The sequence below is a fragment of the Ruegeria sp. B32 genome (genome assembly GCF_025141855.1).
In the GTDB taxonomy this organism is placed as follows: domain Bacteria; phylum Pseudomonadota; class Alphaproteobacteria; order Rhodobacterales; family Rhodobacteraceae; genus Ruegeria; species Ruegeria arenilitoris.
The window spans coordinates 2,347,059-2,369,704 of sequence record NZ_CP081106.1; the positions used below are offsets into that span (position 1 = coordinate 2,347,059).

Annotated in this window: 24 protein-coding genes and 1 tRNA gene; 10 read left to right on the top strand and 15 right to left on the bottom strand. The window is 60.5% G+C overall.

The window, feature by feature from the left end:
- Positions 1-3: 3 nt before the first annotated feature.
- Positions 4-1,215, top strand: a complete 1,212-nt coding sequence (locus K3752_RS11895) for an ABC transporter permease (protein WP_170338070.1) — start codon at positions 4-6, stop codon at positions 1,213-1,215.
- Positions 1,216-1,378: 163 nt separating this feature from the next.
- Positions 1,379-2,599 (top strand): aminopeptidase P family protein, encoded by a 1,221-nt coding sequence (locus tag K3752_RS11900; RefSeq protein ID WP_170338068.1) that lies wholly within the window; start codon positions 1,379-1,381, stop codon positions 2,597-2,599.
- Between the two features lie 52 nt (positions 2,600-2,651).
- Here the strand turns inward: K3752_RS11900 and K3752_RS11905 are convergent, their stop codons facing one another.
- The 5 genes from K3752_RS11905 to K3752_RS11925 are packed head-to-tail and all read right to left on the bottom strand — an operon-like array spanning position 2,652 to position 8,370.
- Positions 2,652-3,662 carry an Ldh family oxidoreductase gene (locus tag K3752_RS11905; RefSeq protein ID WP_260063345.1) on the bottom strand — a complete coding sequence of 337 codons (1,011 nt, stop codon included), beginning with the start codon at positions 3,660-3,662 and terminating at the stop codon, positions 2,652-2,654.
- 10 nt (positions 3,663-3,672) lie between these two features.
- On the bottom strand, positions 3,673-4,302 hold the full coding sequence (locus K3752_RS11910; protein WP_260063346.1) for a DUF3726 domain-containing protein: 630 nt from the start codon (positions 4,300-4,302) through the stop codon (positions 3,673-3,675).
- Entirely contained in the window at positions 4,299-5,936 is a 1,638-nt protein-coding gene (locus K3752_RS11915; RefSeq protein ID WP_260063347.1) for a hypothetical protein, read from the bottom strand. Before K3752_RS11915 ends, K3752_RS11910 begins: the two co-directional genes overlap by 4 nt.
- A 44-nt stretch (positions 5,937-5,980) precedes the next feature.
- Positions 5,981-6,958 (bottom strand): dipeptidase, encoded by a 978-nt coding sequence (locus K3752_RS11920; RefSeq protein WP_260063348.1) that lies wholly within the window; start codon positions 6,956-6,958, stop codon positions 5,981-5,983.
- Positions 6,958-8,370, bottom strand: a complete 1,413-nt coding sequence (locus K3752_RS11925) for an aldehyde dehydrogenase family protein (RefSeq protein ID WP_409233619.1) — start codon at positions 8,368-8,370, stop codon at positions 6,958-6,960. The genes K3752_RS11920 and K3752_RS11925 overlap by 1 nt, the downstream gene beginning before the upstream one ends.
- 151 nt (positions 8,371-8,521) lie before the next feature.
- Between K3752_RS11925 and K3752_RS11930 the strand changes: the two genes are divergently transcribed.
- Positions 8,522-9,376, top strand: a complete 855-nt coding sequence (locus tag K3752_RS11930; RefSeq protein WP_311201686.1) for a LysR family transcriptional regulator — start codon at positions 8,522-8,524, stop codon at positions 9,374-9,376.
- A 138-nt stretch (positions 9,377-9,514) separates the two neighbouring features.
- Here K3752_RS11930 and K3752_RS11935 read toward each other — a convergent pair.
- Positions 9,515-9,590: transfer RNA gene (locus tag K3752_RS11935), tRNA-Thr, on the bottom strand.
- Between the two features lie 434 nt (positions 9,591-10,024).
- Between K3752_RS11935 and K3752_RS11940 the strand changes: the two genes are divergently transcribed.
- Complete coding sequence (locus tag K3752_RS11940; protein ID WP_260063351.1) at positions 10,025-10,897, top strand: hypothetical protein; 873 nt, start codon at positions 10,025-10,027, stop codon at positions 10,895-10,897.
- Between the two features lie 24 nt (positions 10,898-10,921).
- On the opposite strand, the gene K3752_RS11945 is transcribed toward K3752_RS11940, so the two are convergent.
- The gene (locus tag K3752_RS11945) at positions 10,922-11,188 is read right to left on the bottom strand and encodes a DUF2312 domain-containing protein (protein WP_093962669.1); all 267 of its coding nucleotides are present in this window, start codon (positions 11,186-11,188) and stop codon (positions 10,922-10,924) included.
- Between the two features lie 165 nt (positions 11,189-11,353).
- Between K3752_RS11945 and K3752_RS11950 the strand changes: the two genes are divergently transcribed.
- On the top strand, positions 11,354-11,572 hold the full coding sequence (locus tag K3752_RS11950) for a hypothetical protein (protein ID WP_170339991.1): 219 nt from the start codon (positions 11,354-11,356) through the stop codon (positions 11,570-11,572).
- A gap of 9 nt (positions 11,573-11,581) precedes the next feature.
- Here K3752_RS11950 and K3752_RS11955 read toward each other — a convergent pair whose 3' ends face one another.
- Positions 11,582-11,797 (bottom strand): hypothetical protein, encoded by a 216-nt coding sequence (locus tag K3752_RS11955; RefSeq protein WP_170337604.1) that lies wholly within the window; start codon positions 11,795-11,797, stop codon positions 11,582-11,584.
- 269 nt (positions 11,798-12,066) lie between these two features.
- On the opposite strand from K3752_RS11955, the gene K3752_RS11960 reads away from it, so the two are divergent.
- Complete coding sequence (locus tag K3752_RS11960) at positions 12,067-12,498, top strand: TIGR01244 family sulfur transferase (protein WP_260063352.1); 432 nt, start codon at positions 12,067-12,069, stop codon at positions 12,496-12,498.
- Positions 12,499-12,507: 9 nt separating this feature from the next.
- On the opposite strand, the gene K3752_RS11965 is transcribed toward K3752_RS11960, so the two are convergent.
- From K3752_RS11965 to K3752_RS11985, 5 genes are all read right to left on the bottom strand, one after another.
- The gene (locus tag K3752_RS11965; RefSeq protein ID WP_260063353.1) at positions 12,508-13,581 is read right to left on the bottom strand and encodes a FliM/FliN family flagellar motor C-terminal domain-containing protein; all 1,074 of its coding nucleotides are present in this window, start codon (positions 13,579-13,581) and stop codon (positions 12,508-12,510) included.
- 101 nt (positions 13,582-13,682) lie between these two features.
- Positions 13,683-16,361: a sensor histidine kinase gene (locus tag K3752_RS11970; RefSeq protein WP_170363008.1), complete on the bottom strand. Its 2,679-nt coding sequence runs from the start codon at positions 16,359-16,361 to the stop codon at positions 13,683-13,685.
- A complete protein-coding gene (locus K3752_RS11975; RefSeq protein ID WP_170337599.1) occupies positions 16,349-16,669 on the bottom strand; it encodes a hypothetical protein in 321 nt (106 codons plus the stop codon). Before K3752_RS11975 ends, K3752_RS11970 begins: the two co-directional genes overlap by 13 nt.
- A complete protein-coding gene (locus K3752_RS11980; RefSeq protein ID WP_093962675.1) occupies positions 16,666-17,046 on the bottom strand; it encodes a response regulator transcription factor in 381 nt (126 codons plus the stop codon). Before K3752_RS11980 ends, K3752_RS11975 begins: the two co-directional genes overlap by 4 nt.
- A gap of 78 nt (positions 17,047-17,124) precedes the next feature.
- Positions 17,125-18,420: a helix-turn-helix transcriptional regulator gene (locus tag K3752_RS11985; RefSeq protein ID WP_260063354.1), complete on the bottom strand. Its 1,296-nt coding sequence runs from the start codon at positions 18,418-18,420 to the stop codon at positions 17,125-17,127.
- 220 nt (positions 18,421-18,640) lie between these two features.
- Between K3752_RS11985 and K3752_RS11990 the strand changes: the two genes are divergently transcribed.
- The 4 genes from K3752_RS11990 to aat all read left to right on the top strand — a co-directional run bounded on the left by K3752_RS11990 (position 18,641) and on the right by aat (position 21,868).
- Positions 18,641-19,177: a LuxR C-terminal-related transcriptional regulator gene (locus K3752_RS11990; RefSeq protein ID WP_093962677.1), complete on the top strand. Its 537-nt coding sequence runs from the start codon at positions 18,641-18,643 to the stop codon at positions 19,175-19,177.
- A gap of 149 nt (positions 19,178-19,326) precedes the next feature.
- A complete protein-coding gene (gene accB, locus K3752_RS11995; RefSeq protein WP_260063355.1) occupies positions 19,327-19,824 on the top strand; it encodes an acetyl-CoA carboxylase biotin carboxyl carrier protein in 498 nt (165 codons plus the stop codon).
- 9 nt (positions 19,825-19,833) lie between these two features.
- Positions 19,834-21,180, top strand: a complete 1,347-nt coding sequence (gene accC / locus K3752_RS12000) for an acetyl-CoA carboxylase biotin carboxylase subunit (protein ID WP_170363005.1) — start codon at positions 19,834-19,836, stop codon at positions 21,178-21,180.
- 55 nt (positions 21,181-21,235) lie between these two features.
- Positions 21,236-21,868 (top strand): leucyl/phenylalanyl-tRNA--protein transferase, encoded by a 633-nt coding sequence (aat, locus tag K3752_RS12005; protein WP_170358310.1) that lies wholly within the window; start codon positions 21,236-21,238, stop codon positions 21,866-21,868.
- On the opposite strand, the gene K3752_RS12010 is transcribed toward aat, so the two are convergent.
- Together K3752_RS12010 and mlaD are read right to left on the bottom strand one after the other, a co-directional pair.
- Positions 21,832-22,191 (bottom strand): DUF2155 domain-containing protein, encoded by a 360-nt coding sequence (locus K3752_RS12010; protein WP_170358308.1) that lies wholly within the window; start codon positions 22,189-22,191, stop codon positions 21,832-21,834. The two genes, aat and K3752_RS12010, sit on opposite strands and share 37 nt — an antisense overlap.
- Positions 22,188-22,640, bottom strand: coding sequence for an outer membrane lipid asymmetry maintenance protein MlaD (mlaD, locus tag K3752_RS12015; protein WP_093962682.1), 453 nt, complete (start codon positions 22,638-22,640; stop codon positions 22,188-22,190). The genes K3752_RS12010 and mlaD overlap by 4 nt, the downstream gene beginning before the upstream one ends.
- Positions 22,641-22,646: the final 6 nt, after the last annotated feature.

A 22,646-nucleotide genomic window follows, 5' to 3' on the forward strand; every position in this document is an offset into this window, starting at 1 on the left:
GACATGGCCGCACTGACACCAATTTCGCGCAAGCCCCTATCCATGGTCCTTCCCAGCGTCGCACTGGCCGGCGCGTTTGCCGGCATGTTTGTCGGCGCCGGAAACGGCTCGGTCCCCCTGGGAATGATCGGCGGCGCGGCGCTGACGGCCCTTTTGGCCTGGATCTACATCTCGGTCCTCAAGAACGAGAGGCTTGCCTACTGGATCAACATCATCGGTTTCGCGTCCGTCGGCTTCGCGGTTTCCGGGCCGATGGGCGGTGTGCTCGGCTTCTTGGGCGGCTGGTTTTTCGCATGGTTCACATTCTGGCTGTACGAGGGCCGATACCGCCGCAAGCTGCTGCCTTATCTGACGGCGCAGCAGGTGTTCTATCACTACCTGTTCCGGGTGATCTGCGGCGCAATCTTCGTCTTCTTGATCACGCCGATTCTGGTGGTTCTTCCGCTGTCGTTCAACGCGCAGGACTTCTTTACTTTTACGCCCGAGATGCTGCGGCTGGACCCCGAAGGGTATTCGCTGAAGCATTACCAGGATTTCTTCACCAACAACGAATGGCAGCGCAGCTTCAAGAACTCGCTGATCATCGCGCCCATCGCCACGATCATATCGGTAACGCTGGGAACGCTGGCGGCCATCGGTCTCAGCCAATCGCATGTGCCGGGGCGGCGCGCCATCATGGGGATCCTGATTTCTCCGATGATCGTGCCGCTGATCATCTCGGCGACGGGCATGTTCTTCTTCTACAGCGACATCGGCCGCTTCCTTGAAGGCACTTTGGGCATGAACAAGACCTTTGTGGGCTACCTTAAGGTGATCCTGGCCCACGCCGTTCTGGGCATTCCCTTCGTCATCATCACCGTGACCGCCACGCTGGTCGGGTTTGACCGTTCGCTGACGCGGGCTGCTGCGAATATGGGTGCGGGTCCGGTGCGGACCTTCTTCAAGATTCAGATGCCCCTGATCCTGCCGGGCGTGATCTCGGGCGGGCTGTTCGCCTTCATCACCTCGTTCGATGAGGTGGTCGTGGTGCTGTTCGTCGGATCGGCCAGCCAAAAGACGCTGCCGTGGCAGATGTTCACCGGCCTGCGCGAGCAGATCAGCCCGACCATCCTGGCCGTGGCCACGATTCTCGTTGTCATCTCGATCGCCCTGCTGACCACGGTCGAGCTGCTGCGGCGGCGGTCGGAACGTCTGCGCGGGCTGACGCCGGCTTGACCGGCGGCGTGGCCTGATCTAACGATTTCTCTGTTCGCCCCCTGCTGCGATGGCGTCGCAGCGCCCAAGGGGGTGATCGGCTCTCGGACCCCGAGACCGCCTGTCCTGTACGCCGGGACATGTGGCCGGGCTTTGCACGTCCGGCAAAGAAACGAGAGAGCACATGACAGACCTTTCAAATCGCCCCGAATTCTTCACCTGCCACAACGGCGACAAGGCGCCCCTGCCCTTCAGCCGCGCCGAGTACGACCGCCGGCTGGCCAAGCTGCGCGCCATCATGGCGCAGCGGGACATCCCGGTCGTTCTGCTGACCTCGATGCAGAACATCGCCTACTACTCGGGCTTTCTGTACTGCGCCTTCGGCCGGCCCTATGGCTGCGTGGTGACGCAGGACAGCTGCACCACCGTGTCAGCGAATATCGACGCGGGCCAGCCCTGGCGTCGGTCGGTCGAAGACAACGTAATCTACACCGACTGGAAGCGCGACAACTACTGGCGCGCCGTAGCCAGCCTGATCGGGACTGCCCGCCGGATCGGCATCGAAAGCGACCACATGACGCTGGCCGCGCGCGACACGGCCCTGTCCATGCTGAACCAGCCCGAGCTTGTGGACATCGCCCCCGACACGATGGCCGCGCGGATGGTGAAATCGGCCGAAGAGATCGAGTTGATCAAAGGCGGCGCACGTACGGCGGACGTGGGCGGCGCGGCCATCCATGCCGCGATTCGTGAAGGCGCCACCGAGATCGAGATCGCCATGGCCGGCCGCGATGCGATGGAGATCGAGATCGCCCGCGCCTATCCCGACGCCGAGTACCGCGACACCTGGGTCTGGTTCCAGTCGGGCCTGAACACCGACGGCGCACACAACCCGGTCACCAAGCGGGCCTTGCAGAATGGCGATATCCTGTCACTCAACACATTCCCGATGATCTCGGGCTATTACACCGCGCTGGAACGCACCCTGTTCCTGGGCGAGCCCGACGCCGACAGCCTGCGCCTGTGGCAGGCCAATGTAGCCGCGCACGAGCTGGGGTTGAGCCTGATCAAACCCGGCGCGACCTGTTCCGGCATCACAGCCGAGATCAACCGGTTCTTCGCCGATCAGGGCCTGCTGCAATACCGCTCGTTCGGATATGGGCACTCCTTCGGCATCCTCAGCCACTACTACGGTCGTGAAGCGGGCCTGGAACTGCGCGAAGACATCGACACGGTGCTCGAGCCGGGCATGGTCGTGTCCATCGAGCCGATGCTGTGGATTCCCGAAGGTCAACCCGGCGCGGGCGGCTATCGCGAGCACGACATTCTGGTCGTAGGCGAGGATGGGGCCGAAAATATCACCGGCTTTCCGTACGGACCGGAACACAACATCATCAATGCGTGATGCAGAGGGGGCGAGGCATCGGCCTTGCCCCTGTTTCCGCCTGAAACGGGTGTCAGGCCAGGATGGCGTGGATTTTGTCCAGCGTCGCGACGCTGACACCAACCCCGTCCTGGCTGGCCTGCAGGCGCTTGGCGCGCCGACCATCGCCGGGCAGACGCGCTCCTTCCTGATAGCGGATCGCCTCGGCCAGTTCCGCGATACTGGCGGCAAACCCCGACCCGGCCGTAGCGCCGGGGTCGATGGCAATGAAGAACTGGCCGGTTTTTGGCGGGCCGCCTACGGTTCCTGAAAAGGGTGAAGCATGGATACCCAAGGTGGCCCCGGTCAATGCGGCGGCCATTACTTCTGTCAGAAGTGCGACACCCACGCCCTTGTAGCCGCCCGAAGGCGCCATCGAGCCCATGAGGCCCACGGCCGGGTCAGTTGTCGGGTTGCCATCGGGGTCCAGCGCCCAACCGACAGGAATCGGCTTTCCTTCGCGGGCGTGCTTCATGACCTCGCTTTTTGCGATCGTGCTGGCACTTTGGTCGATCAAGACGGCAGGTTGCCCATCAGCACCCGGAACGGCCAGCGAAAACGGGTTTGTGCCCACGACGGGCCGTGAACCACCCGACGGCGCAATGGATGCAGGTGCATTGGTGAACCCCAGACCAACAAGGCCCGCCTGAGCCAAGCGATAGGTGTGATACCCCAGCACACCGCAATTGTAACTGTTGCGGATGGCCAGCGCAGCTATTCCCTGCCCGCGTGCGGCCGGGATCAACGCGTCGAACCCCAAGTCGATCGCCGGGTGCGCGAAACCGGTGGCCGCATCAACGACCACCACGCCCGGTTTTGGGGCGGACATCACCGGCTGTGCTCGCCCGTCCACCTTGCCACACTGTACGTGCTCGCAATAGATCGGGATGTAGGCCAGCCCGTGACTGGCCACCCCATCCGCCTCGGTCGCGGCGGTCGCAACCGCCAATGGCCGGGCGTTGTCCTCGGACGTGCCGGCCGCCATCAGAGCGCGCAGCGACAGATCCTCGATTTCGGCAAGGGACAACGTTCGGGTTTCTGGCATCTCGGCCTCCTCAGTCATTATCGGACAAACCAGCGCCGGCGCCCAAGCGGCGAGATTCCTCGGTTGCGGGGGCATAGGTGCGTTGAGCCAGAGTGTTCAAAAAAGCAAGAGCCGCAGACGCCGGCAGGGCGCGCGTCCGCTTGGCGCGCAGTTTGTTGGGCGTACCGCCGATCCTTACGGTGACCTTTGTGGCGCTTTCCGGCCAAAGATCCGGAGCGTCCACGACCTCCCCGTCCGTCGTGGCACTGAGTTCAGCGCAGACGACGGTCACAGTGGTCTGCAATCGGCGTGCAGCGTTGCCAGCGAACGGCACGAGAAACAGCGGAACCGCAACGTTATGCAGAACGATCGGCCCGCGGCCCAGATGTTCCGAACAATCTGACAGCAGCATCCCCGCCCCCAACGGGCACATCTGCCCATGCGCACGCCAATTCGCCCCGAGAACCTGCGGCGTGTGTGCAACAAACCGAAGAGCAAATTCCTGGCGCAGGACCGCTGACAAGGCGGCTGCGCCGTCAAAACCTTGACGACACAGCCAGCGGGTCGCTTTGGCGGCGTCCTCGGCCGGCCCCCAGTGATGACCCGCCCCACGTGCCGCGCGTTTTGCCAATCCTTCGACCTCGTTCAGCGACAGATTCATACCGGCACCTCAGGATAAACCCAGAAATCGGCATTTTCGGGCGAAAGATTCTCTGGGTAAGGCGCGCCTGAATACATGCAGATACGGACCCAACGGTCCGAGCGGGGATCGAAATGCGTGGCGCCAAAAAAGGACAGTTTGGCGCGGAGCATGTCGATCGGCAGAACCGATGCACCTATCGTGTTGTCTCGGATCTCGCTGTAGGGGGCCTTGCGGCTGATCTGCGCCCGGCGGATCGTGTGGCGATGTTCAGGATGGCGCAGAAGAAATTCCGCGGTGGTCGTGGCTGTGTCCCAATCGGCCATTGCCGAATATGCCGCTGCCGCATCCCGTGCCGGGGCAAGCGGTTGTTCGTACTCGGCTACCGGCTCGTCAAAGCGCTCACCCAGTCTGGGTTCCAGCTTTTCTTCCGATACATACCAGACCCTTGCGCAGGCTTCCCGGGCGCCCCAGTCCAGATCCAACGCCCAACCGAAACCGTCGCGGATCGCCTGCCGCACATCGGCTAGCGGCATGGCGCCGTCAATCTCGTACAGATGCGGGCTTGAATCTGCCATGCATCCTGACAAACCGTCCACCAAGTCTGGATAGGGTTCGAGGATCAGGGAAAGAAGCAACTCCTGCCCCTCCTCGCTCAGAACAGTTTCCGACCACTCCACCAGACGGTTCCACGGTCTTCGGCCAGTAAGCTCGTCATGGCGAAGAAAGCCCGCGATCGCCCCGAGGTCCGATTTCAGAGCAGACAGTTTCCGCTCTTGTATCGGATGTTCCGAATGCCATTGGCCAATCGACAATTGGCTGCGATCAAACACCGACCGGAATACACTGATTTCTTCTTGGGTCGCGGTTTCCACGGCTCGAACCCGGGCGATTGCCTCCTCGCGCGCCATGATCCAGTTGTTCAGAAGGACCGGATGATTGATCAGGAAGGGCGCCATGCCCAGTCCCGTGGAATTCCCTATGCCCAGGCGGCGCGCGATATCAGGGGCCATCCTGACGGCCTTGCTTCCCCCTTTGGCGCGCGCCATGTGTTCGACCAGGTCCCGCACGAAGGCGCGGGTGAGGAAGACCGACAGCATCTCGGCCTGAAACGGCCCCTCGGTTTCCGGACGGTTTGCAATGTTTTCCCGGTCCGCGGCCCCGAATTTTCCCGATCCGTACACGGCCGTGGTTCGCATCAGGTAGCCAACCTTTTGGATCTGCTCCAGATCCGGCTGTCGACCATCGGCCAGGGCTTCGACGACATGCGTCCACAATCGGACCGAGCGATTGGCCCGGGATAGCGACAGTTCGGTTTCGCTGACCCGGCCGGCCTCCTGCAACGGAACATTGCGGGAAAGCCGGTCAAGGTCGGCTTCGGAAGGGATTCCGTCAAATAGGGTGAAGGTCGCGTCCCAAGCATCCGCGATCACCCGGTCCGACCGTTTTTCTGGTGGAAGATCATGGGCGAAGGCCACCAGAGAATACGCGCGTTCGGGTCCCTGTGCGACATAGACGGCCCGTCCGACACCTGCCTCGTCAATCTCGAACACCGGCGTGGAAAACCGCCAGTTGTCGCGTGCCAGGCGGCGGGTCAGAACGCGCATGAAGCTGAGCCTGCACTGGTGCAAAGACCCGAGCCTGCTGAGCCGCATAACGGTTGCCGGATCCCGGCGCGCGATATGCGGCCCCGGTCCGGTCAATTCTGGACCGGTCCGAAGTTATCCGCAAAGAAGCGGTACCAGTTCTGCCCCATGATCCCGGCGACTTCGGTCGAGGTCATCCCAACCGCGAGAAGGCCGGCCTCGGTCTTGTCAAAGTCACGATTGTCCCGGAACCATTTTGGCATCGGCGGAAAACCCGGGTTCGCAGACGATCCTTCGCCGTAATCGATTTCCTTGGTCCAGCGACCCACACGCATCCACTCGACAACGCTGTCGGGTTGGTCCTGGCACAGGTCGGTTCCGATCCCGAGATGCTGTGTTCCGTATTTTTCGGCCGTTCGGGCAATCATGGTGCAAAAGCTTTCCAGCGAGCAGTCGGACTTGTCCTTCAGGTGATGAGGGTAGACCGAAAACCCAAGCATCCCACCTCTTTCCGTCACGGCGCGGATGACGGGGTCACGCTTGTTGCGCAGGGCGGGCGCCCATTCATGCGGATTGGCGTGGGTGATGGCGATCGGACGCGCGGAAAGGTCGGCCGCCTCGATCGTCGAGCGGTCGGCCGAATGGCTCATGTCGATGACCAATCCCACGCGGTTCATCTCCTTGATCACCTGCCGCCCCATCCGGGTGATACCGGTGTCTTCCGCCTCGTAGCAGCCGGTCGCCAGCAGGGATTGGTTATTGTAGGTCAACTGCATGAACCGGGCACCGAGATCGTACAGTATTTCAATCAGCCCAATGTCATCTTCCATGGGTGATGGGTTCTGGAAACCAAAGAAAACGGCCGTACGCCCGGTGTCACGCGCGGTATCGATGTCGCTGGCCGATCGTCCCTTCATGATCAGGTCCGGGAACAACTCGAACCAGCGGTTCCATTTCTCGAGGTTCTGAACCGTTTCACGAAAATTCTCGTGGTAGGCGACGGTGACGTGAATGGCATCCACGCCCCCTTCCCGCAATTGCCGGAAGATCTTTTCCGACCAATTGGCATATTGCAGGCCGTCAATCCGCATCAGATCGGGGTCCCGGCGCTGATATAGGCGGTTTTGACAGTGGTGTAGAACTCGGCGGCCGCTTTGCCTTGTTCGCGCGGTCCATACGAACTGTCGCCCCGGCCACCGAAAGGAACGTGATAATCAGTACCTGCGGTGGGCAAATTGACGGTCACGACACCGGTTCTTGCATGACGCCGGAAATGCGTCGCGCGCGCAAGATTCTGGGTTACGATGCCCGATGTCAGGCCGAAATTCGTGTCATTCACGATCGCCAAAGCCTCATCATAGCTGTCGACCTTGATCACACTGGTCAGCGGGGCAAACATCTCTTCCCTGTTGATCCGCATGGTGTTGTTCGTGTTCACGAACACGCCGGGCGACATGTAATACCCGTCATGCTGCAGCTCCAGCCGATGCCCGCCGCACGCCAGCTCGGCGCCTTCGGATTGGCCAAGTTCGACATAGGCCAGGTTCTCTTGCAGTTGCTGCTCGCTGACGACGGGGCCCATCTGCGTGCCTTCCTCAAGGGCATGCCCGACCTTCAGTACCTTTGAGCCGGCGACAAGTTTCTCGACAAACGCGTCGTAGATCGCGGCATGGACCACCAACCGCGAAGTGGCGGTGCATTTCTGCCCGGTGCCGCCAAAAGCTCCGCCCAGCGCCAGTGATACCGCCAGATCCAGATCCGCGTCATCCATCACGGCCAACGCGTTTTTTGAGCCCATCTCCATCTGCACCTTGGTCAGGTTCTGGATGGCTGCTGCGGCAATGCCCTTGCCGACGGGCACCGATCCGGTGAACGAAATCGCATCTACCTGAGGGCTCTCAACCAGCCTTTGTCCGATTGCGCCGCCTGACCCCATGACCAAACTGAAAAGACCCTTGGGAATGTCCTGACGCTCGATGATCTCGGTCAACGCCACAGCTGAGGCGGGGGTCAGGTTGGCCGGCTTCCACACTACGGCATTCCCATAACACAAGGCCGGTGCGATCTTCCACGCGGCCGTAGCTGTCGGGAAATTCCAAGGAGAGATTACCGCGACAACCCCGACCGGTTCGCGGCGCACGTCGATTTCGACGCCCTCACGTACGCTGTCCGCGTTTTCGCCGATCTGGCGCAGGCATTCCGCCGCATAATACGTAAAGAACTGCCCAGCGCGGTAAACCTCGCCCTTGCCCTCGGCAAACGGCTTCCCCTCTTCTCGCGACAACAAGCGCCCCAACTCTTCGGCGCGGGACATCAACTCTGTCCCGATACTCATCAGAACCGCCTGCTTGCGTTCCAACCCATAAGCCGCCCATTCCAGCTGCGCGTTACGTGCCCGATCAAGGGTCGCGGACAGCTGATCGGCGCTTGCCTGGGCGAACAGGCCAATCACATCCGTCAGATCAGAGGGGTTGCGGTTCTCGATCGCGGTGTCGCCGGCCATCCACTCGCCGGCAATCAGGTTCAATTTTGTCACAAGGGGCCTCGGGTCCGGTACGTTTCACGAACAGAATAGACCTCTGCCCGGACATCAGGCAAACTCAAACAAATTTAATGAACTTCAGGAAATCTGAAATTTGTCACTGAAACTGGAAATGCTCCGCTGCTTTTGCACAGTCGCACAGTCCGGAAATCTTGCCGAAGCCGCAAGCCGTCTGGGTCGCACTCAGTCTGCGGTCTCGATGACCCTGAAACAGTTTGAAGAACATCTCGGCAAACGCTTGTTCCTGGGTGAGCGAAAGAACCAGCTGTCGCCTCTGGGGACGGAAGTCTTTGCCCTCGCCCAAAATCAGGTGCGCCAATTTGACGACACGGTCCAAAGCATTGAAGCCCTGGCCAAAGCGTCCCAAGGGCTGATCCGGATCGTTTCCGTCCCTTCGGTGGCAGCACTGCTGTTTCCATCGCTGCTTGACCACCTGTCCGGCACCTTTCCCGGCCTGAAGATCGAGTTGAGGGACACCGACACCCGACAGGTTTTGGACAGCCTCGCCGAGGGGCGGGCGGATGTGGGGATTGCCTCGGGTCATCACCCGTTGAACGGAATACAGGCCGAGCCGCTGTTTCAGGACAGGTTCGGGCTTGTGGCCGCCGCTGATCACGCCCTGATCACCGCGCACGAGCCACCAACGCTGAACCAGGTCGCGGCCAAGGGATTCGTGCACAACTCGCTGTGCCAACTCATTGAAAATCCGGGTTTCGAAGACGTAATCGCAGAGTCTGCGATCACGGTGCACAACACTCACTCGTTGATCGCCATGGTCGCAACCGGGCGGTGGGTGACCATACTGCCTGAAACGGTCGCACGGTTTTTGCCGGAAAACACTGCCTTCCGTCCGATCGAGGATTTGTCGGACGTTCGTGATGTCTATCTGTACACCCGCGAGCGAACACAGTTCCCAGAAGTGGCAGAAGAATGTCGCAGCCATATCCTGAATTGGCCTCGCGATTGAGACCCCAGAGAACAACCCTGCCAAGCGCATCCAAGCGAGCGGGATGCGTTAAATAAATACGATGGATAGAAAACAACGTACCGCACCGCCGGAAAGCCGTTCAGACAAGTACAAACTTTCTTGAGTTTTCGGAGAAGATGGTGCCCCCACACGGACTCGAACCGCGGACCTACTGATTACAAATCAGTTGCTCTACCAGCTGAGCTATAGGGGCAAGCATTACGCTTTCAAATACCTTTGCAGGCACAGGCAAGAACGGGCTACCACTCCCACCTTTTCAACCCACTGTGATTACATGGCTAACGAAAGACAAGTAATCCCATAGAGCCGATGGCGCTGTGATTAGGTGAAAGCCTCAATAAAGGCAAGCGGGTTTGCGACGGAATTGCGCAACAACATGCGGAAAATCGGCGCCAAATCAAATCGCCTCGATCATCTGCAACACAGACGCCGCAGATCGGTACACCGCAACGGTGGTTGCGAGGCATCTCGACCCGGTTGTTCCTGGCGCTGTCCTGTTGACCACAATCAAGTTTCGACGTTCTCAGGCAATCTTTATCATTGCGAAAGAATGGCAGGTTTGACTGTCTATCGTTCAACCTGTAACCCCGAAACGTATTCAATCGAAGGGCAAGGACAGCGGTCGACATGCATGTGGCCATTCACTCCGGTGTGGTTTATTCAGACGGGGGGCTCCTGCTCAAATCGCTTAAGGCGAATGCCAAAGTATTGCAGGAAAACGGCATTGTGCTGTTTGGTCCGCGCAGGTTCCGGAAGGCATTCAAGACGCCGCTGAATGCACTGGACGAAGGCAAGCTGACACCAGATGCCTTCGAGCGTTTGAGAGCCCAAATTCCTGATGATCCGGAAACCGGCCGGGTGGTCATGAGCACTGCGGACTTCATCGGAGAACTGAACAGCGCCATAAAGGACGGCCAATTCTTCCCCCATGCAGGTCGTCGGCTGGCCTTGCTGGATCAGGCTTTCGAAGAACACGAGGTCGAATTGTTTATCGGGCTGCAGAATCCGGGCAGCTTCATACCCAAGGTATTGATGGCATTGCCGGACGAAACCCGCCAGAGCATTCTGGCGTCAACGGACCTGAGTTGCCTGAGTTGGCTGACCCTTATCGAGGATATTCACGATCTTGCCCCCTCCGTTTCCATTACGGTCTGGGCCAATGAGGAGTGCCCGTTGATCTGGGGGGACATCATCCGCAGCCTGTGCGGTCTGAGCGCCGAAATACCGCTGACCGAGGAGTTTTCGCTGCTGTCCTCGCTGGTTGACGCAGACGGCAAGCGGGAGATTGAAGAGATCCAACAGGTCGGGCACACGGACCCGGCCCTCCTGCACGACCGCCTCGCTGCCGTTTTTTCGCAGCACGCCTTGCCGGACAGAATCGAGGAGGAACTGGACTTCCCCGGGTGGAGCGCCGAAATCCACGCGGCGTTTTCCGAGCTTTACACACAGGATCTGGAACGACTCAAGAAGTTGCCGGGAGTGCGGTTTCTGGGTCGCTGACCGAAGCCTCCGAAGGCCCGAGGCTTACATGCCTAGGGCTTCCTTGTACATTTCCAACACCGCTTCTTCTTCGGCGATATCGTCTTTGTCACGCTTGCGCAGCGCGATAACCTTGCGCATCACCTTGGTGTCGTAGCCACGTGCCTTGGCCTCAGCCATCACTTCTTTCTGCTGGTCAGCGATGTCTTTCTTTTCGGCCTCCAGACGTTCGAACCGTTCGATGAACTGGCGCAGCTCGCCTGCGGTCACGCGGTAGTTCGCAGCGGCCTGGTCTTCGGTCATGTCTTCCATATGCGTCTCTCCCAAGTGGAAATTTCTTTAGCCGGGGTCACGGGCAACATGTCGGATACCGTGCCGGCGGGTCAGCCGCAAGCGAACAATGGGGCTGCTTGCCTTGTGCCGCCGGCAACGATCCGCTAAGCGCATCGGCAGCGAAACAGAACGATGCGGGGCGCAATGTTCGACGTGTTCATCTGGGGAGGCGCCAGCCTGTCATTGGCCGGGCTGGCAGGATTGGTCTGGTGCATTCTGCGCGTGATGAAGGCTCGTCGATCAGGCTTGACTGACGACGAATTGCGGGCTGCCGTTCAGCGGGTGCTGCCTTGGAACATGGGCGCGCTGTTCCTGTCCGTCATAGGACTGATGCTGGTTATTCTTGGCATATCGTTCGGCTGACCGCCGGCGTCAAATCGGCATATTGTCGAACTGGGCTTCAACCGCATCTTCGATCAAGGCAGCGTCCAGCCGTCGGAAGCGCGATGGTACGCTCATGCCTTGAGCGCGCATGCGTTCAATTACCTTGGTGACGCTGGGCTGCAGTGCCAGCCGGGTCTCGAGATTTGCCCCGTGCAGTTTCCGCTCCAGCCGCTCGGCTTCGAAATAAAGCTCGTTCGTGGTCATGGCCATCCTCCCAAATGCTGCCATCCTGCCTGATATAGGTAACAGGATTGAGACCAACACAGGACCCGCCCAAACCCAGCAAAAAATCGCCCGCGCGCTATCCGGCGGCCGGCGCTGGGCCGCGAGTCGATCGAATATTAACCTGATTTCGACCAAACTGCCTTGACAGACATCAATCCGCAAAAGCCGCCGTGGAAGAAAATGCATTGCGCAAGAACGGTCACGCCGTGGAACTGGACAGGGCTGACTGTGCGACCTAAGAAATCGGCATGGAGATTCGACAGATCACGCCCCGCTATTTCGTCTCGCCGCAGATTACGGTCGATGATGTGCCCGCCATCGTTGCCGCCGGCTTCGTCAAGGTCATCTGCAACCGGCCGAATGTCGAAGTGCCTGCCGCCATGCAATCCGAGGTAATCGGCCAGGCCGTGCGGGATGCGGGTCTCGAGTTTGAGGTGCTTGAACTGACGCACCAAACTATGACGCCCGAGAACGTGGCACGGCAGCGCGACCTTGCCGAGTCTTGCGAAGGCCCGGTTCTTGCCTACTGTGCCTCGGGCACCCGCTGTTCTGTCGTTTGGGCCCTTGGGCAGTGCGACAAGATGAGCCCCGATGAAATTCTCGAAGCTACGGCAAAGGCGGGCTACGCGCTGGACGGTTTGCGCCCGGCATTGGTGCAGATGCGGGCGGCGAACACCTGATTTCATACGTCAGTCGTTGGGTCGTTCCGCAGGAGCAGGTAGACCCGCCAATTCGGATATTTCGGACGCGAGGCGGTCGGTGCTTGCTTGCGCGAAGTCTTCATCCACTGCGGATTGCGCATGCGATCGGTCTTGGGCAACGGCGTCCTGACGCGACAAATCAACATCTGCTGTTTCAGCCGGCGCGTCCCTTCGCTTGTGCTCGACAAAGCTCTGCGCTTCGGGTCGTGTTGGGGCGGGCGGCTGCAGAAACTCGTTGATCCGCACTGCCCGTTGACCGCCACATTGGCCCAGACGTCCCGTAGTGGCCTGGGTCCGATCAATCGCGGCAATGTCGATCCGATCAAGTCGCGCTCCCGCAAGTGGCAGCAGATCCCCGATGCCCAGCTCCGACAGCGTTGTCAGCGGGAGATGCATCCGACAAATCACCGCGTTGAGTTCGGCCCGAACCACGCCTGCGGCTTGCGACAGCGTCTTCAGCGGTTCCAAATCTGCGTGCCCGTCCTGCCCCTCGGCCACTGAAATTTCCGGCAGCAGGATGAGGACCGTTCCCTGCCGTACACCGCCCTCGAGTTCAACCTTGAACTCGAACGCATCATACCCGTCCTCGACCAGTGCCAAAGAAAGCGTCCGCCGATCGACCGCCCGTGAAGCGAACTCATATCCGTTCAGGCGGGCTGCATCGCTTTGATCATCGACCAGTTTCCGGGCCCGTTCCAGCATGTCCTCGACCAACGGGACCACCATTGCCGCATCGGTGTCGGTGAGGGCGCGAGGCTGGGGCAGGTCCGGGAATACTTCGCCCATTGTCTGCTTCTGGATGACCGCCGAGACCAAACCGACGTCCAAGACAACACTGGCTACCCTGCCCTCTTTGGTCGCGAACAGCAGAAACAACTGACCATCTTCCAGCCCGCTCGTGACGACTTCCTGGCATCTTCTGGCCTGTTTCGCGCCAATGACGGATGCTGATAGCTTGAAACGTTCGACCGCGGCGCGGGCAATCGCAAGGCGCAATGCCCGCAGCAGCGCCCGGGATTTGCTACCCGCCCCCTCTTGTCCTGCCAACAATTTGCGCGCCAAGGCCGCGCTGACAGTCTTTGACATCGCAACGGTCCGCCAATTTCGATTCTGCTCGCTACTGGTCTAGCCCATTGTTCGTTACGAATACCTTTACTTGCCCGCTACTGAGCAGCCTGCCGGTGAGGCAATGGCAGGCTCACGCGGAACGCTGCGCCGCCCTGCCCGGGCAGATAGGTGATTTCTCCCCCAAGCCGGTGCATGATCTCACGGCAAATAGCCAGTCCAAGACCTGCACCGCCCGCCTTGTCAAATCCGACCCGCGCGAATTTCTCAAAGACCATCGACTGGGCGTCCGGCGGGATACCGCTGCCGTTGTCGACAAAGTCGATCACCGCCTGGCCGCCGACATCATGGGCTGAAATCGTCAGGACCGGCTCGGGCGCGTCACAGTACTTCTGTGCGTTCGAAATCAGATTGATGAAGACCTGCCCCAGGCGATCCAGATCGGAATGCAACGCGATGCGCTCGGCAGACAGATTGCGGAGAATGGTCAAAGGGCTGTCTGCCCCGGCCATAGTCGTTGAAACGGCCCGATCCAGAACCGTCCGCAAGCTGGCATCACCCATATTCAAGCTGACCTGACCGTTTTCCAGAACGCTCAGGTCCAACAGGTCATCCAGCAGCCGCGTCAGGCGCAGCGCTTCGTCATGGATGATTGTCGCATAACGCCGAGAATCCTCAGCGCTCAGCCCGTCAGTGTCCCGCATGATCTCCGAAAAGGCACGAATGGACGTCATCGGAGTGCGCAACTCGTGGCTGACCTGCCCCAGGAAGGCATCTTTCTGACGCGAGATCTGGGTCAGTTTTTCGTTGGCCTCGCGCAGTTTGCGGGCCGTACGGCTCAGTTCGGCCGACTTCGCCTCAAGCTGGCTGGAGTATTCCAGCAATTGCGCGGATTCGTCGGCCACCGCCAACAGATCCTCGACCGAAACGGACGAACCTCCGACGATCTGCCCGATCATGGCATGAGCCGTGGCCGCGCCGACCGAGCCGCTCAATTCGCGTTCCAGCCGTTCCAGAAAACCCGGCGTAGGTTCTGGCCAGCGCCCGCGCACGCCCTGCTTTTCCGCCTCGGCCTGAAAGAAATCCTGAGCGGGACCGGCCCCGAGGATCCGTTGGGTCATGATCATCAGGTCTTCACTCTGGGCAACGGATCCCGTCCACCCCCCGGGCGCGACAGAATGATCAAAGACATTGACGAACTGCGCCCCCTGCAACCGTTCAAGCGGGCTGGGAAAGCTCAGGAGAGACGCGAGGCAAAAGGCCAACGTGTTCAGTGACAGCGACCACAGCACCGTGTGGGTCATCGGGTCCAAACCATCAAGGCCGAACAACGCCTGCGGACGCAGCCATCCAAGACCGAAAGGACCGTTTTCGATGACCGAGGCGGACATGACACTGCCGCCCATTCCCGGCAGCAACAGCGTGTAGATCCAAAGGAAGAACCCCACGCTCAGCCCGACAAGGGCACCTGTCCGTGTGGCCCCGCGCCAGAACAGGCCACCAACCAGAGCCGGCAGAATCTGCGACACACCTGCAAACGCCACCAGGCCGATCGAGGCCAGCGCGGCGCCGCCACCGGACATACGATAGTAGAAGAACCCCAAGGCCATGATGGCGGCAATCGAAACCCGGCGCGCCATCAGCACCACGTTTCGCACATCGCCTGACATGGAACTGGCGTTCTCGCGCGTATTCAGCCAGATCGGCATCACGACGTGGTTCGAGACCATGGTCGACAGGGCCATCGCCGTCACGATGACCATCGACGTGGCCGACGAAAAACCGCCGATGAAGGACAGCATCGCCAGCCAGTCATTCCCCTGTGACAGAGGAACCGTCAGCACGAAAAGGTCCGGATTTGACCCGGCCGGCAGCAGATCCAGCCCGACGACCGCAATGGGAACCACGAAAAGGCTCATCAAAAGAAGGTAGAGCGGGAAAGCCCAGGCCGCCGTTCTCAGGTGGCTTTCGTCGTCATTCTCGACGACCATGACCTGAAACATCCTCGGCAAGCAGACAAAAGCAGCCGCCGACAGGAAGGTAATGGCCATCCAGCGTCCGGTATCGACGTTCCAACGCCCGATTTCCGACGCGTCGATCCGCTCCATCATGGGCGTGACGCCTCCGGCCACCCCCCAGACGACAAAGATGCCCACCGCCAACAGAGCGAACAGTTTGACGACGGATTCCAACGCGATGGCGGTCACCACGCCATGGTGCCGTTCATTGGCATCCAAGTTCCGGGTGCCGAACAGAATGGCAAACACGGCCAGACCCGCGGCCACCCAGAATACGCTGGCGCCCTCGCGGTAAAGGCCCGAAGGGTCGGCTTCGGCGAAAATCGAGAACGACAGCGTTATCGACTGGAGTTGCAGCGCGATATAGGGTGTGCCCCCCAGCACGGCGAGGATCGTCACACAGATGGCCAAGGTGTTCGACTTGCCATAGCGCGATGAGATCAAGTCGGCGACCGAAGTCACCCTCTGGCTACGGCCCACACGCACCAGCTTGCGCAGCCCCCACCACCAGCTGATCATCACCAAGGTCGGCCCGAGGTAGATCGTCACGAATTCCAGACCGGACCGGGCCGCATTGCCGACCGCGCCATAGAAGGTCCAGGCAGTGCAGTAGATCGACAAAGACAGCGTGTAGATCAACGGTGACCGCAGCCATTTGCCTCGCCCCGCTGCGGCCATTCGATCGGCTGCAAACGCAACGCCGAACAAAAGCACGACGTAGCCCAGGCAAACAAGGATCAGGACGTTCAGCGTGGCCATTGCTCACTCTCTGCCGCGGACCCCTCCGAGGACGACATCCGCCGGGCGGCAAAGCCGAACAGAAGGCTGACCACGATCAGGGCGGCCCAGCATGAAAAGACATAAAGAATGGCCGACGACAACGGGACGCCAGAGTTTTCCGGCCCCGGATCCGGCCACAGCAGCGGGATGCAGATCAGACCCGCGCCGACAAAGGGCAGCATTCGGGCCGCATCGGCCAGCCTGCGGCGGCGGTAACTCTGCCGTTCCAAAAACACCGACGGACGCGGGCCTGTCGGGCGGGCTGGCTCGTTTTCCGGTGTGGTCATGACTGTGACGCCTGCGCGTGCAAATCACGCACAGCCGTCAGCACTTCGGTATTCGAGAACGGTTTCGTCATAAACCGGCTGACGCCTGCCTTTTCAGCCATCTCGCGGTCTCGCGACTGACCGCGAGCGGTCAGCATCAGAACAGGCAAGGCGCGCATCTCCTCGTGCTCGCGCAACTCGCGCAGAACATCCATACCGCTTTTGCCGGGCAGCATCACATCCAGAATGACCAGATCAGGCTGCGCAGACAGTATCGTTTGAACCGCGTTTTCACCTTCGGCATGGGTTTCGACCTGCCACCCTTCGCGGGTCAGCAGAAACCTGATTGCCTCCGTGATGTTCGGTTCATCCTCGATCAACAGAACCTTGCGGCTCATATGTTCACTTCCTCCCCAAGACCGGTCGCACCTCCAGCCACCTGCCAAGTGCAGATTAATCGCTGTGTCAGGAAACTGTCAAAAACCTTCACTCAAAATCGACGGCTCCCGCCGCGAGTCGCACGGCTTTCGGGGGCAGATCCTGCAGCTTGTGCCGACCTGTACCGGCAAGTCGGTGGCCACGCCGGGCTCTTCGACCGGCAGCACCAGCATCGCCGATCTGTACACAGGTTCCTGACCGAAGGCGCTGACGGGCTGAGGCCAAGCGATTGCAAAGCAGTCGAAATCCGCCGGCGTCCGGCCCAACAGGGTCACGCGTTTTCGGATCGGCACAAGGGGCCGGTTCAGCGCGCTGAAGACTGGCCACAAAGGACAGGCTTCACCGTGGCGCGGCATAGCGAAACCGGGGACCGGCTTGAACAGCAATATGCTTCCTGATGAATCGCATATGACCAAACCAGCCGGGCGCGGCATGACATCCTCGGGCAGAAACGCAAGCCGTCGCAGGACAGTCGGCACGTCAACAGAAAACCGCGCGGCAAGACGCAGAGGATCAACGCCTTCGACCTCCAATGCCTGCGAAACCGCTTCCAGCGGCATGGCCCGGGCATCCGCCGCATAGGCGTCGAGCACCTGACGCGCGACAGATCTTGAGGCAGAAGAGGCCATCTCGGCCTGCGCGAGGGATACCGGGTCCTGTCCTGTCTCAAGTTCCGGCAAATGAAACCCGCGCTTCTCCAGAAATGCCTCGACCTCCTCCATCGGCAATCCACGCCGCTCGCCGGTGTCCTCGCTTTCATCCAGAAAGGCGACCAGAGCTTTTGAGCTTTCGGCAAGACGTTCGGCATCCTGGTGCAGGTTTCGGTGGAATCTGTCGCGCCACTCGGCCTCGATCTCGCCCGGTTCGGCCAGGATGGCGGCTGTCGACCGAATCGCTGCTGCGGCGGACAGGACTTCGTGCATGGATGCCGCAAGGTGCGGGTCATGGGTCAGCCGGTCTGACAGGGTTTCCACGGCACGTTCCAGCGAAACCACCCGACGATGCATCTGTGCCAGTACGGCGGCCCAGCCGGGAAAGCGGCCGGCGAATTCATCCAGCGCCTCAACCTCGGCCTTTTGGCCGACCGCATCCGCCGCCGCCTCACGAAGGGCCGCGATCAGCGTCGCCTCGACCCCCTGTGTCAAAACCGAAGGTTCAACGGACAAAGCCGAAGCGATATCGACCAGCAGTTTGCCCCCGATGCGCCGCCGGTTGTGCTCGATCAAATTCAGATATGACGCTGAAATGCCGACCTGACGCGCCAGCTGGGCCTGACGCAAGCCCGAGATTTGCCGCCTTTCGCGGATACGGCTGCCCGTCAATGAATCACGCATGATGCCCCCGCCGAAACGTGTTCGAGTTGCCCTCGAAACAACCCCGTATTTTCTGAATACTTCATGTATTTATATGATTTACGCCGCCCTTTTCAAAGTCGTTTTACAACATTGACAATGTCATAGCTTTCACCGGGCGCTGATCGCTTTCGGACGCCAAAGCAATCCTGTGCTGCAATGCCCTCTTCAATTCCGGCCGAATTGGCGGCACGATAGGCAAATGAGTGATCCGGCCTTCGAATACGCACCTATCGGGCTTGTCGAGCTTGAAAACCGCATCATCCGGCGGTGCAATTTGCAGTTTGCCCGGACATTCGGAGGCAACGAATCCGACTACCGCAACCTGCCTTTGCTGCACCTGTATCCATCCGTTGCCGATTGGGAGAGAATTGGCGCACGAAGTCTTCAGGTCATGCGGGACACCGGCTACTACACGGACGAGCGGGTCATGCGCCGCCGCAACGGCGACTTGTTCTGGTGTCGCGCGCGCGGCCGGTCGCTGACACCCGATGACCCATTCCGCCATGGAATCTGGAGCTTCTCCGACATTTCCGAGGAGCGCCCACTGGTCGAATTGACCAAACGCGAACGTGAAGTCGCGATCCTGTCCTGTCGCGGCCTGTCTGCCAAGGAAATAGGCGTCGAACTGGGGCTCAGCTACCGGACCATCGAAGCCTACCGCGCCCGGTTGCTCGAGAAATTCGGCGCGCGCAAGCTGCCGGAACTGGTCGCCAAACTGTCCGGCACGCCGCTCTGACCGTCGTGGACCCTGCCGATAAGTCAGAAACCGGGGCAGAACGGCCCCAGTCGGCGCTTTTCATGGCCGCGCGGTTGCCTTATAACGCAGCGTAATTGACCAGAGCCCGCGCAGACAGACGGGCCAAAGGGGAACCTTCGAGGACACTCATGACAGACAACAGACACGAAGCGGATGTGACGTTCATCAAGGCACTGGCCGAACTCTTGCGCGAAAACGACCTGACTGAGTTGCAGGTGAAACGGGAATATGGCGAGGAAGACAGCCTGAACGTCCGGGTCAGCCGAGTGAGCCCGACCGCCGCGCCTGTGCAAGTTGCCGTCCCCGCACCCGCTGCCGCACCGGCACCTGTCGCAGTCCCCGCTGCTGCCCCCGCCGAAGCACCCGCTGCCGTCGAGGACCCGGCGAGCCACCCTGGCGCGGTGACCTCGCCCATGGTTGGTACCGTCTATATGCAGCCGGAACCCGGCGCGTCCCCGTTCATTGCCGTCGGCGCATCTGTTTCCGAGGGCGACACGCTGCTGATCGTCGAAGCGATGAAGACCATGAACCACATCCACGCCCCCAAATCCGGCACCGTCAAGCGGATCCTGGTCGGGGATGGCGACGCTGTCGAATTCGGCACTCCTCTGGTCATCATCGAGTAAGGCGGGCCCATGTTCGACAAGATCCTGATTGCCAACCGAGGCGAGATCGCCCTGCGTGTGATCCGCGCCGCGCGCGAGATGGGGATTGCGACGGTTGCCGTGCACTCGACCGCTGACAGTGACGCCATGCACGTGCGCATGGCTGACGAGTCCGTGTGTATCGGACCGGCACCCGGCCCCCAGAGCTATCTCTCGATGCCCGCGATCATCTCGGCCTGTGAAATCACCGGCGCCCAGGCGATCCACCCCGGCTATGGCTTTCTGTCCGAAAATGCCGAGTTCGTTCAGATCGTCGAAGACCACGGCATCACGTTCATCGGCCCTACCGCGGAACACATCCGCATCATGGGCGACAAGATCACCGCCAAAGACACCATGAAAGAGCTGGGCGTTCCCTGCGTACCAGGCTCGGACGGTGGCGTTCCGGATCTTGAGACAGCCAAGCGCATCGGTGAAGAGATCGGCTATCCGGTCATCATCAAGGCCACCGCAGGTGGTGGTGGACGCGGCATGAAAGTCGCGCAGACCGCGGCCGAAATGGAAAGCGCCTTCATGACTGCGCGGGCCGAGGGCAAAGCCGCGTTCGGCAATGACGAAGTCTATATCGAGAAATACCTGACCACGCCCCGCCACATCGAGATTCAGGTCTTCGGCGACGGCAAGGGCAATGCGGTCCACCTGGCTGAGCGCGACTGTTCGCTGCAGCGCCGTCACCAGAAAGTATTCGAAGAGGCTCCGGGCCCCTGCATCACTCCTGAGGAACGCGCCCAAATCGGCAAGGTCTGCGCGGATGCGGTCGCCAAGATCAACTATATCGGCGCGGGCACGATCGAGTTCCTGTATGAAAATGGCGAGTTCTATTTCATTGAGATGAACACCCGCCTGCAGGTCGAACACCCTGTGACCGAAGGCATTTTCGGCGTCGACCTTGTTCGCGAGCAGATCCTTGTTGCGGCCGGAGAACCGATGTCGTTCGGCCAGGATGATCTGGAGATCAACGGCCACGCGATCGAAGTTCGGATCAATGCCGAAAAGCTGCCGAATTTCGCGCCCTGCCCGGGCAAGATCACGGCGTATCACGCACCGGGCGGCCTGGGTGTCCGGATGGATTCGGCGCTGTACAACGGGTATTCGATCCCACCCTACTACGACTCGTTGATCGGCAAGCTGATCGTGCACGGGCGCGACCGCCCCGAAGCGCTGGCGCGGTTGAATCGGGCCTTGGGTGAATTGATCGTGGACGGTGTGGACACGACGGTTCCCCTGTTTCACGCACTTCTGCAGGAACCCGACATCCACAGCGGCGATTACAACATCCACTGGCTGGAGCACTGGCTTGCGGAGAACATGGCCTAGTATCGACCAAGCCGCGAGAGCACGCGCTCTCGGGCTTGTCGCCGCGGTGTGAGCCATGGGCCTGACGCCTGATCTGCTGTTGCACGGTTATTCCATCGGAATCTTCCCGATGGCCGAACACAGGAACGACCCGGATCTTTTCTGGGTCGATCCAAAGCTGCGGGGTGTATTCCCGTTGGACGGGTTTCACATCTCCCGCAGCCTTGCGCGACGCATCCGGAACTGCGGGTTCTCCGTGACCATAAACCGGGATTTTGCAGCCGTGGTGGACGGATGCGCGGACCGGGCGGACACTTGGATCAATGACGAACTGCGCAGACTCTATGCCCAACTGCACCACTCGGGCCGCGCCCATTCACTTGAGGTTTGGGAGGGCGAGGAGCTTGTCGGTGGCGTCTATGGAGTTGCCTTGGGTGCGGCATTTTTCGGGGAAAGCATGTTTTCGCGCCGTACCGATGCGTCAAAAATTGCGCTCGCCTATCTGGTCGACCGATTGCGCCAGACAGGTTTTCAACTGTTCGACACACAATTTCTGACGGCACATTTGGCTTCGTTGGGGGCGATCGAAATCCCCAGACAGCAATACCGCCAACTTCTGGATCAGGCCACTGCTGCCAGCGCAGATTTCACCGCCGAGGTGTGTCAGACCCCTCAGGGGGTGATACAACGGATTACCCAGACATCGTAGCGCGAGTGATCCAGGGCGTTGAGCGCCGGGGACGTGGCGATCATCCAGCCGTCGAACAGCTGGTCGGCCTTTCCCTTTTCCCAAATCGTAAGATAGGCAAACGCGTCACCGGTCGGGTTTTCAGACGGATACCGGCAATCACCCAAGGCGACATCCAAGCCGAAAACTTCGACCGTATCACCGGTCGGCACCTGCACGTCCACCGTCTGACCGCTGACCTTGTCCAGCCCGCGCAGCATGGCCCCCGGTCCCGAGGAAACCTTCTGCTGCGCGCCGGCCGTCGTCGCGGCCAACAGCAGCGCCATCAGGGCGGCACGCATCATTCGCTGCCATCCCCGGCCACAAACTTGACCAGCAACGAGATCAGGCTGACGGCTCCTTGCGTGTCTTCAATCTGATCGCCCGGCTCAAAATAGAACGGAGAGCCGCCGGGCATGACCTCGACGAAGTTGCCCCCCAGAAGGCCTTCGGACGAGATCACGATCGCGCTGTCATCCGGGATCTGGATGTTCTCGGCAACCGAAATCGTCGTATCGGCACGGTAGGTTTCAGGGTTCAACTCGACATCGGTCACGGTGCCGATCTTTACACCCGCGAGGCGCACATCCGTGCCCACCGCCACACCCTCAAGCGACCGAAAGGACGCCTCAAGATGATAGCCCCCGTTTTCGCGCGACCAGCCAGTGGACTGGCTGGCATACACGCCAAACGCCAATGCACTGGCCAGCACGACACCGCCGACAAGAACTTCGGTCATGTTGTGGGTCGACATGTGGAT

Excerpts from the sequence above, each read along its gene's own strand:
- K3752_RS11925 (WP_409233619.1), bottom strand. The coding sequence starts at position 8,370 with ATGGCCGGCGACACCGCGATCGAGAACCGCAACCCCTCTGATCTGACG.
- K3752_RS12010 (WP_170358308.1), bottom strand. The coding sequence starts at position 22,191 with ATGATGCGTGCCGCCCTGATGGCGCTGCTGTTGGCCGCGACGACGGCC.
- K3752_RS11945 (WP_093962669.1), bottom strand. The coding sequence starts at position 11,188 with ATGGAAGACATGACCGAAGACCAGGCCGCTGCGAACTACCGCGTGACC.
- mlaD (WP_093962682.1), bottom strand. The coding sequence starts at position 22,640 with ATGTCGACCCACAACATGACCGAAGTTCTTGTCGGCGGTGTCGTGCTG.
- K3752_RS11920 (WP_260063348.1), bottom strand. The coding sequence starts at position 6,958 with ATGCGGATTGACGGCCTGCAATATGCCAATTGGTCGGAAAAGATCTTC.
- K3752_RS11900 (WP_170338068.1), top strand. The coding sequence starts at position 1,379 with ATGACAGACCTTTCAAATCGCCCCGAATTCTTCACCTGCCACAACGGC.
- K3752_RS11930 (WP_311201686.1), top strand. The coding sequence starts at position 8,522 with ATGCTCCGCTGCTTTTGCACAGTCGCACAGTCCGGAAATCTTGCCGAA.
- K3752_RS11915 (WP_260063347.1), bottom strand. The coding sequence starts at position 5,936 with ATGCGGCTCAGCAGGCTCGGGTCTTTGCACCAGTGCAGGCTCAGCTTC.
- K3752_RS11970 (WP_170363008.1), bottom strand. The coding sequence starts at position 16,361 with ATGGCCACGCTGAACGTCCTGATCCTTGTTTGCCTGGGCTACGTCGTG.
- K3752_RS11940 (WP_260063351.1), top strand. The coding sequence starts at position 10,025 with ATGCATGTGGCCATTCACTCCGGTGTGGTTTATTCAGACGGGGGGCTC.
- K3752_RS11950 (WP_170339991.1), top strand. The coding sequence starts at position 11,354 with ATGTTCGACGTGTTCATCTGGGGAGGCGCCAGCCTGTCATTGGCCGGG.
- K3752_RS11905 (WP_260063345.1), bottom strand. The coding sequence starts at position 3,662 with ATGCCAGAAACCCGAACGTTGTCCCTTGCCGAAATCGAGGATCTGTCG.
- K3752_RS11955 (WP_170337604.1), bottom strand. The coding sequence starts at position 11,797 with ATGACCACGAACGAGCTTTATTTCGAAGCCGAGCGGCTGGAGCGGAAA.
- K3752_RS11960 (WP_260063352.1), top strand. The coding sequence starts at position 12,067 with ATGGAGATTCGACAGATCACGCCCCGCTATTTCGTCTCGCCGCAGATT.
- accB (WP_260063355.1), top strand. The coding sequence starts at position 19,327 with ATGACAGACAACAGACACGAAGCGGATGTGACGTTCATCAAGGCACTG.
- K3752_RS11985 (WP_260063354.1), bottom strand. The coding sequence starts at position 18,420 with ATGCGTGATTCATTGACGGGCAGCCGTATCCGCGAAAGGCGGCAAATC.
- K3752_RS11910 (WP_260063346.1), bottom strand. The coding sequence starts at position 4,302 with ATGAATCTGTCGCTGAACGAGGTCGAAGGATTGGCAAAACGCGCGGCA.
- accC (WP_170363005.1), top strand. The coding sequence starts at position 19,834 with ATGTTCGACAAGATCCTGATTGCCAACCGAGGCGAGATCGCCCTGCGT.
- aat (WP_170358310.1), top strand. The coding sequence starts at position 21,236 with ATGGGCCTGACGCCTGATCTGCTGTTGCACGGTTATTCCATCGGAATC.
- K3752_RS11990 (WP_093962677.1), top strand. The coding sequence starts at position 18,641 with ATGAGTGATCCGGCCTTCGAATACGCACCTATCGGGCTTGTCGAGCTT.
- K3752_RS11980 (WP_093962675.1), bottom strand. The coding sequence starts at position 17,046 with ATGAGCCGCAAGGTTCTGTTGATCGAGGATGAACCGAACATCACGGAG.
- K3752_RS11895 (WP_170338070.1), top strand. The coding sequence starts at position 4 with ATGGCCGCACTGACACCAATTTCGCGCAAGCCCCTATCCATGGTCCTT.
- K3752_RS11975 (WP_170337599.1), bottom strand. The coding sequence starts at position 16,669 with ATGACCACACCGGAAAACGAGCCAGCCCGCCCGACAGGCCCGCGTCCG.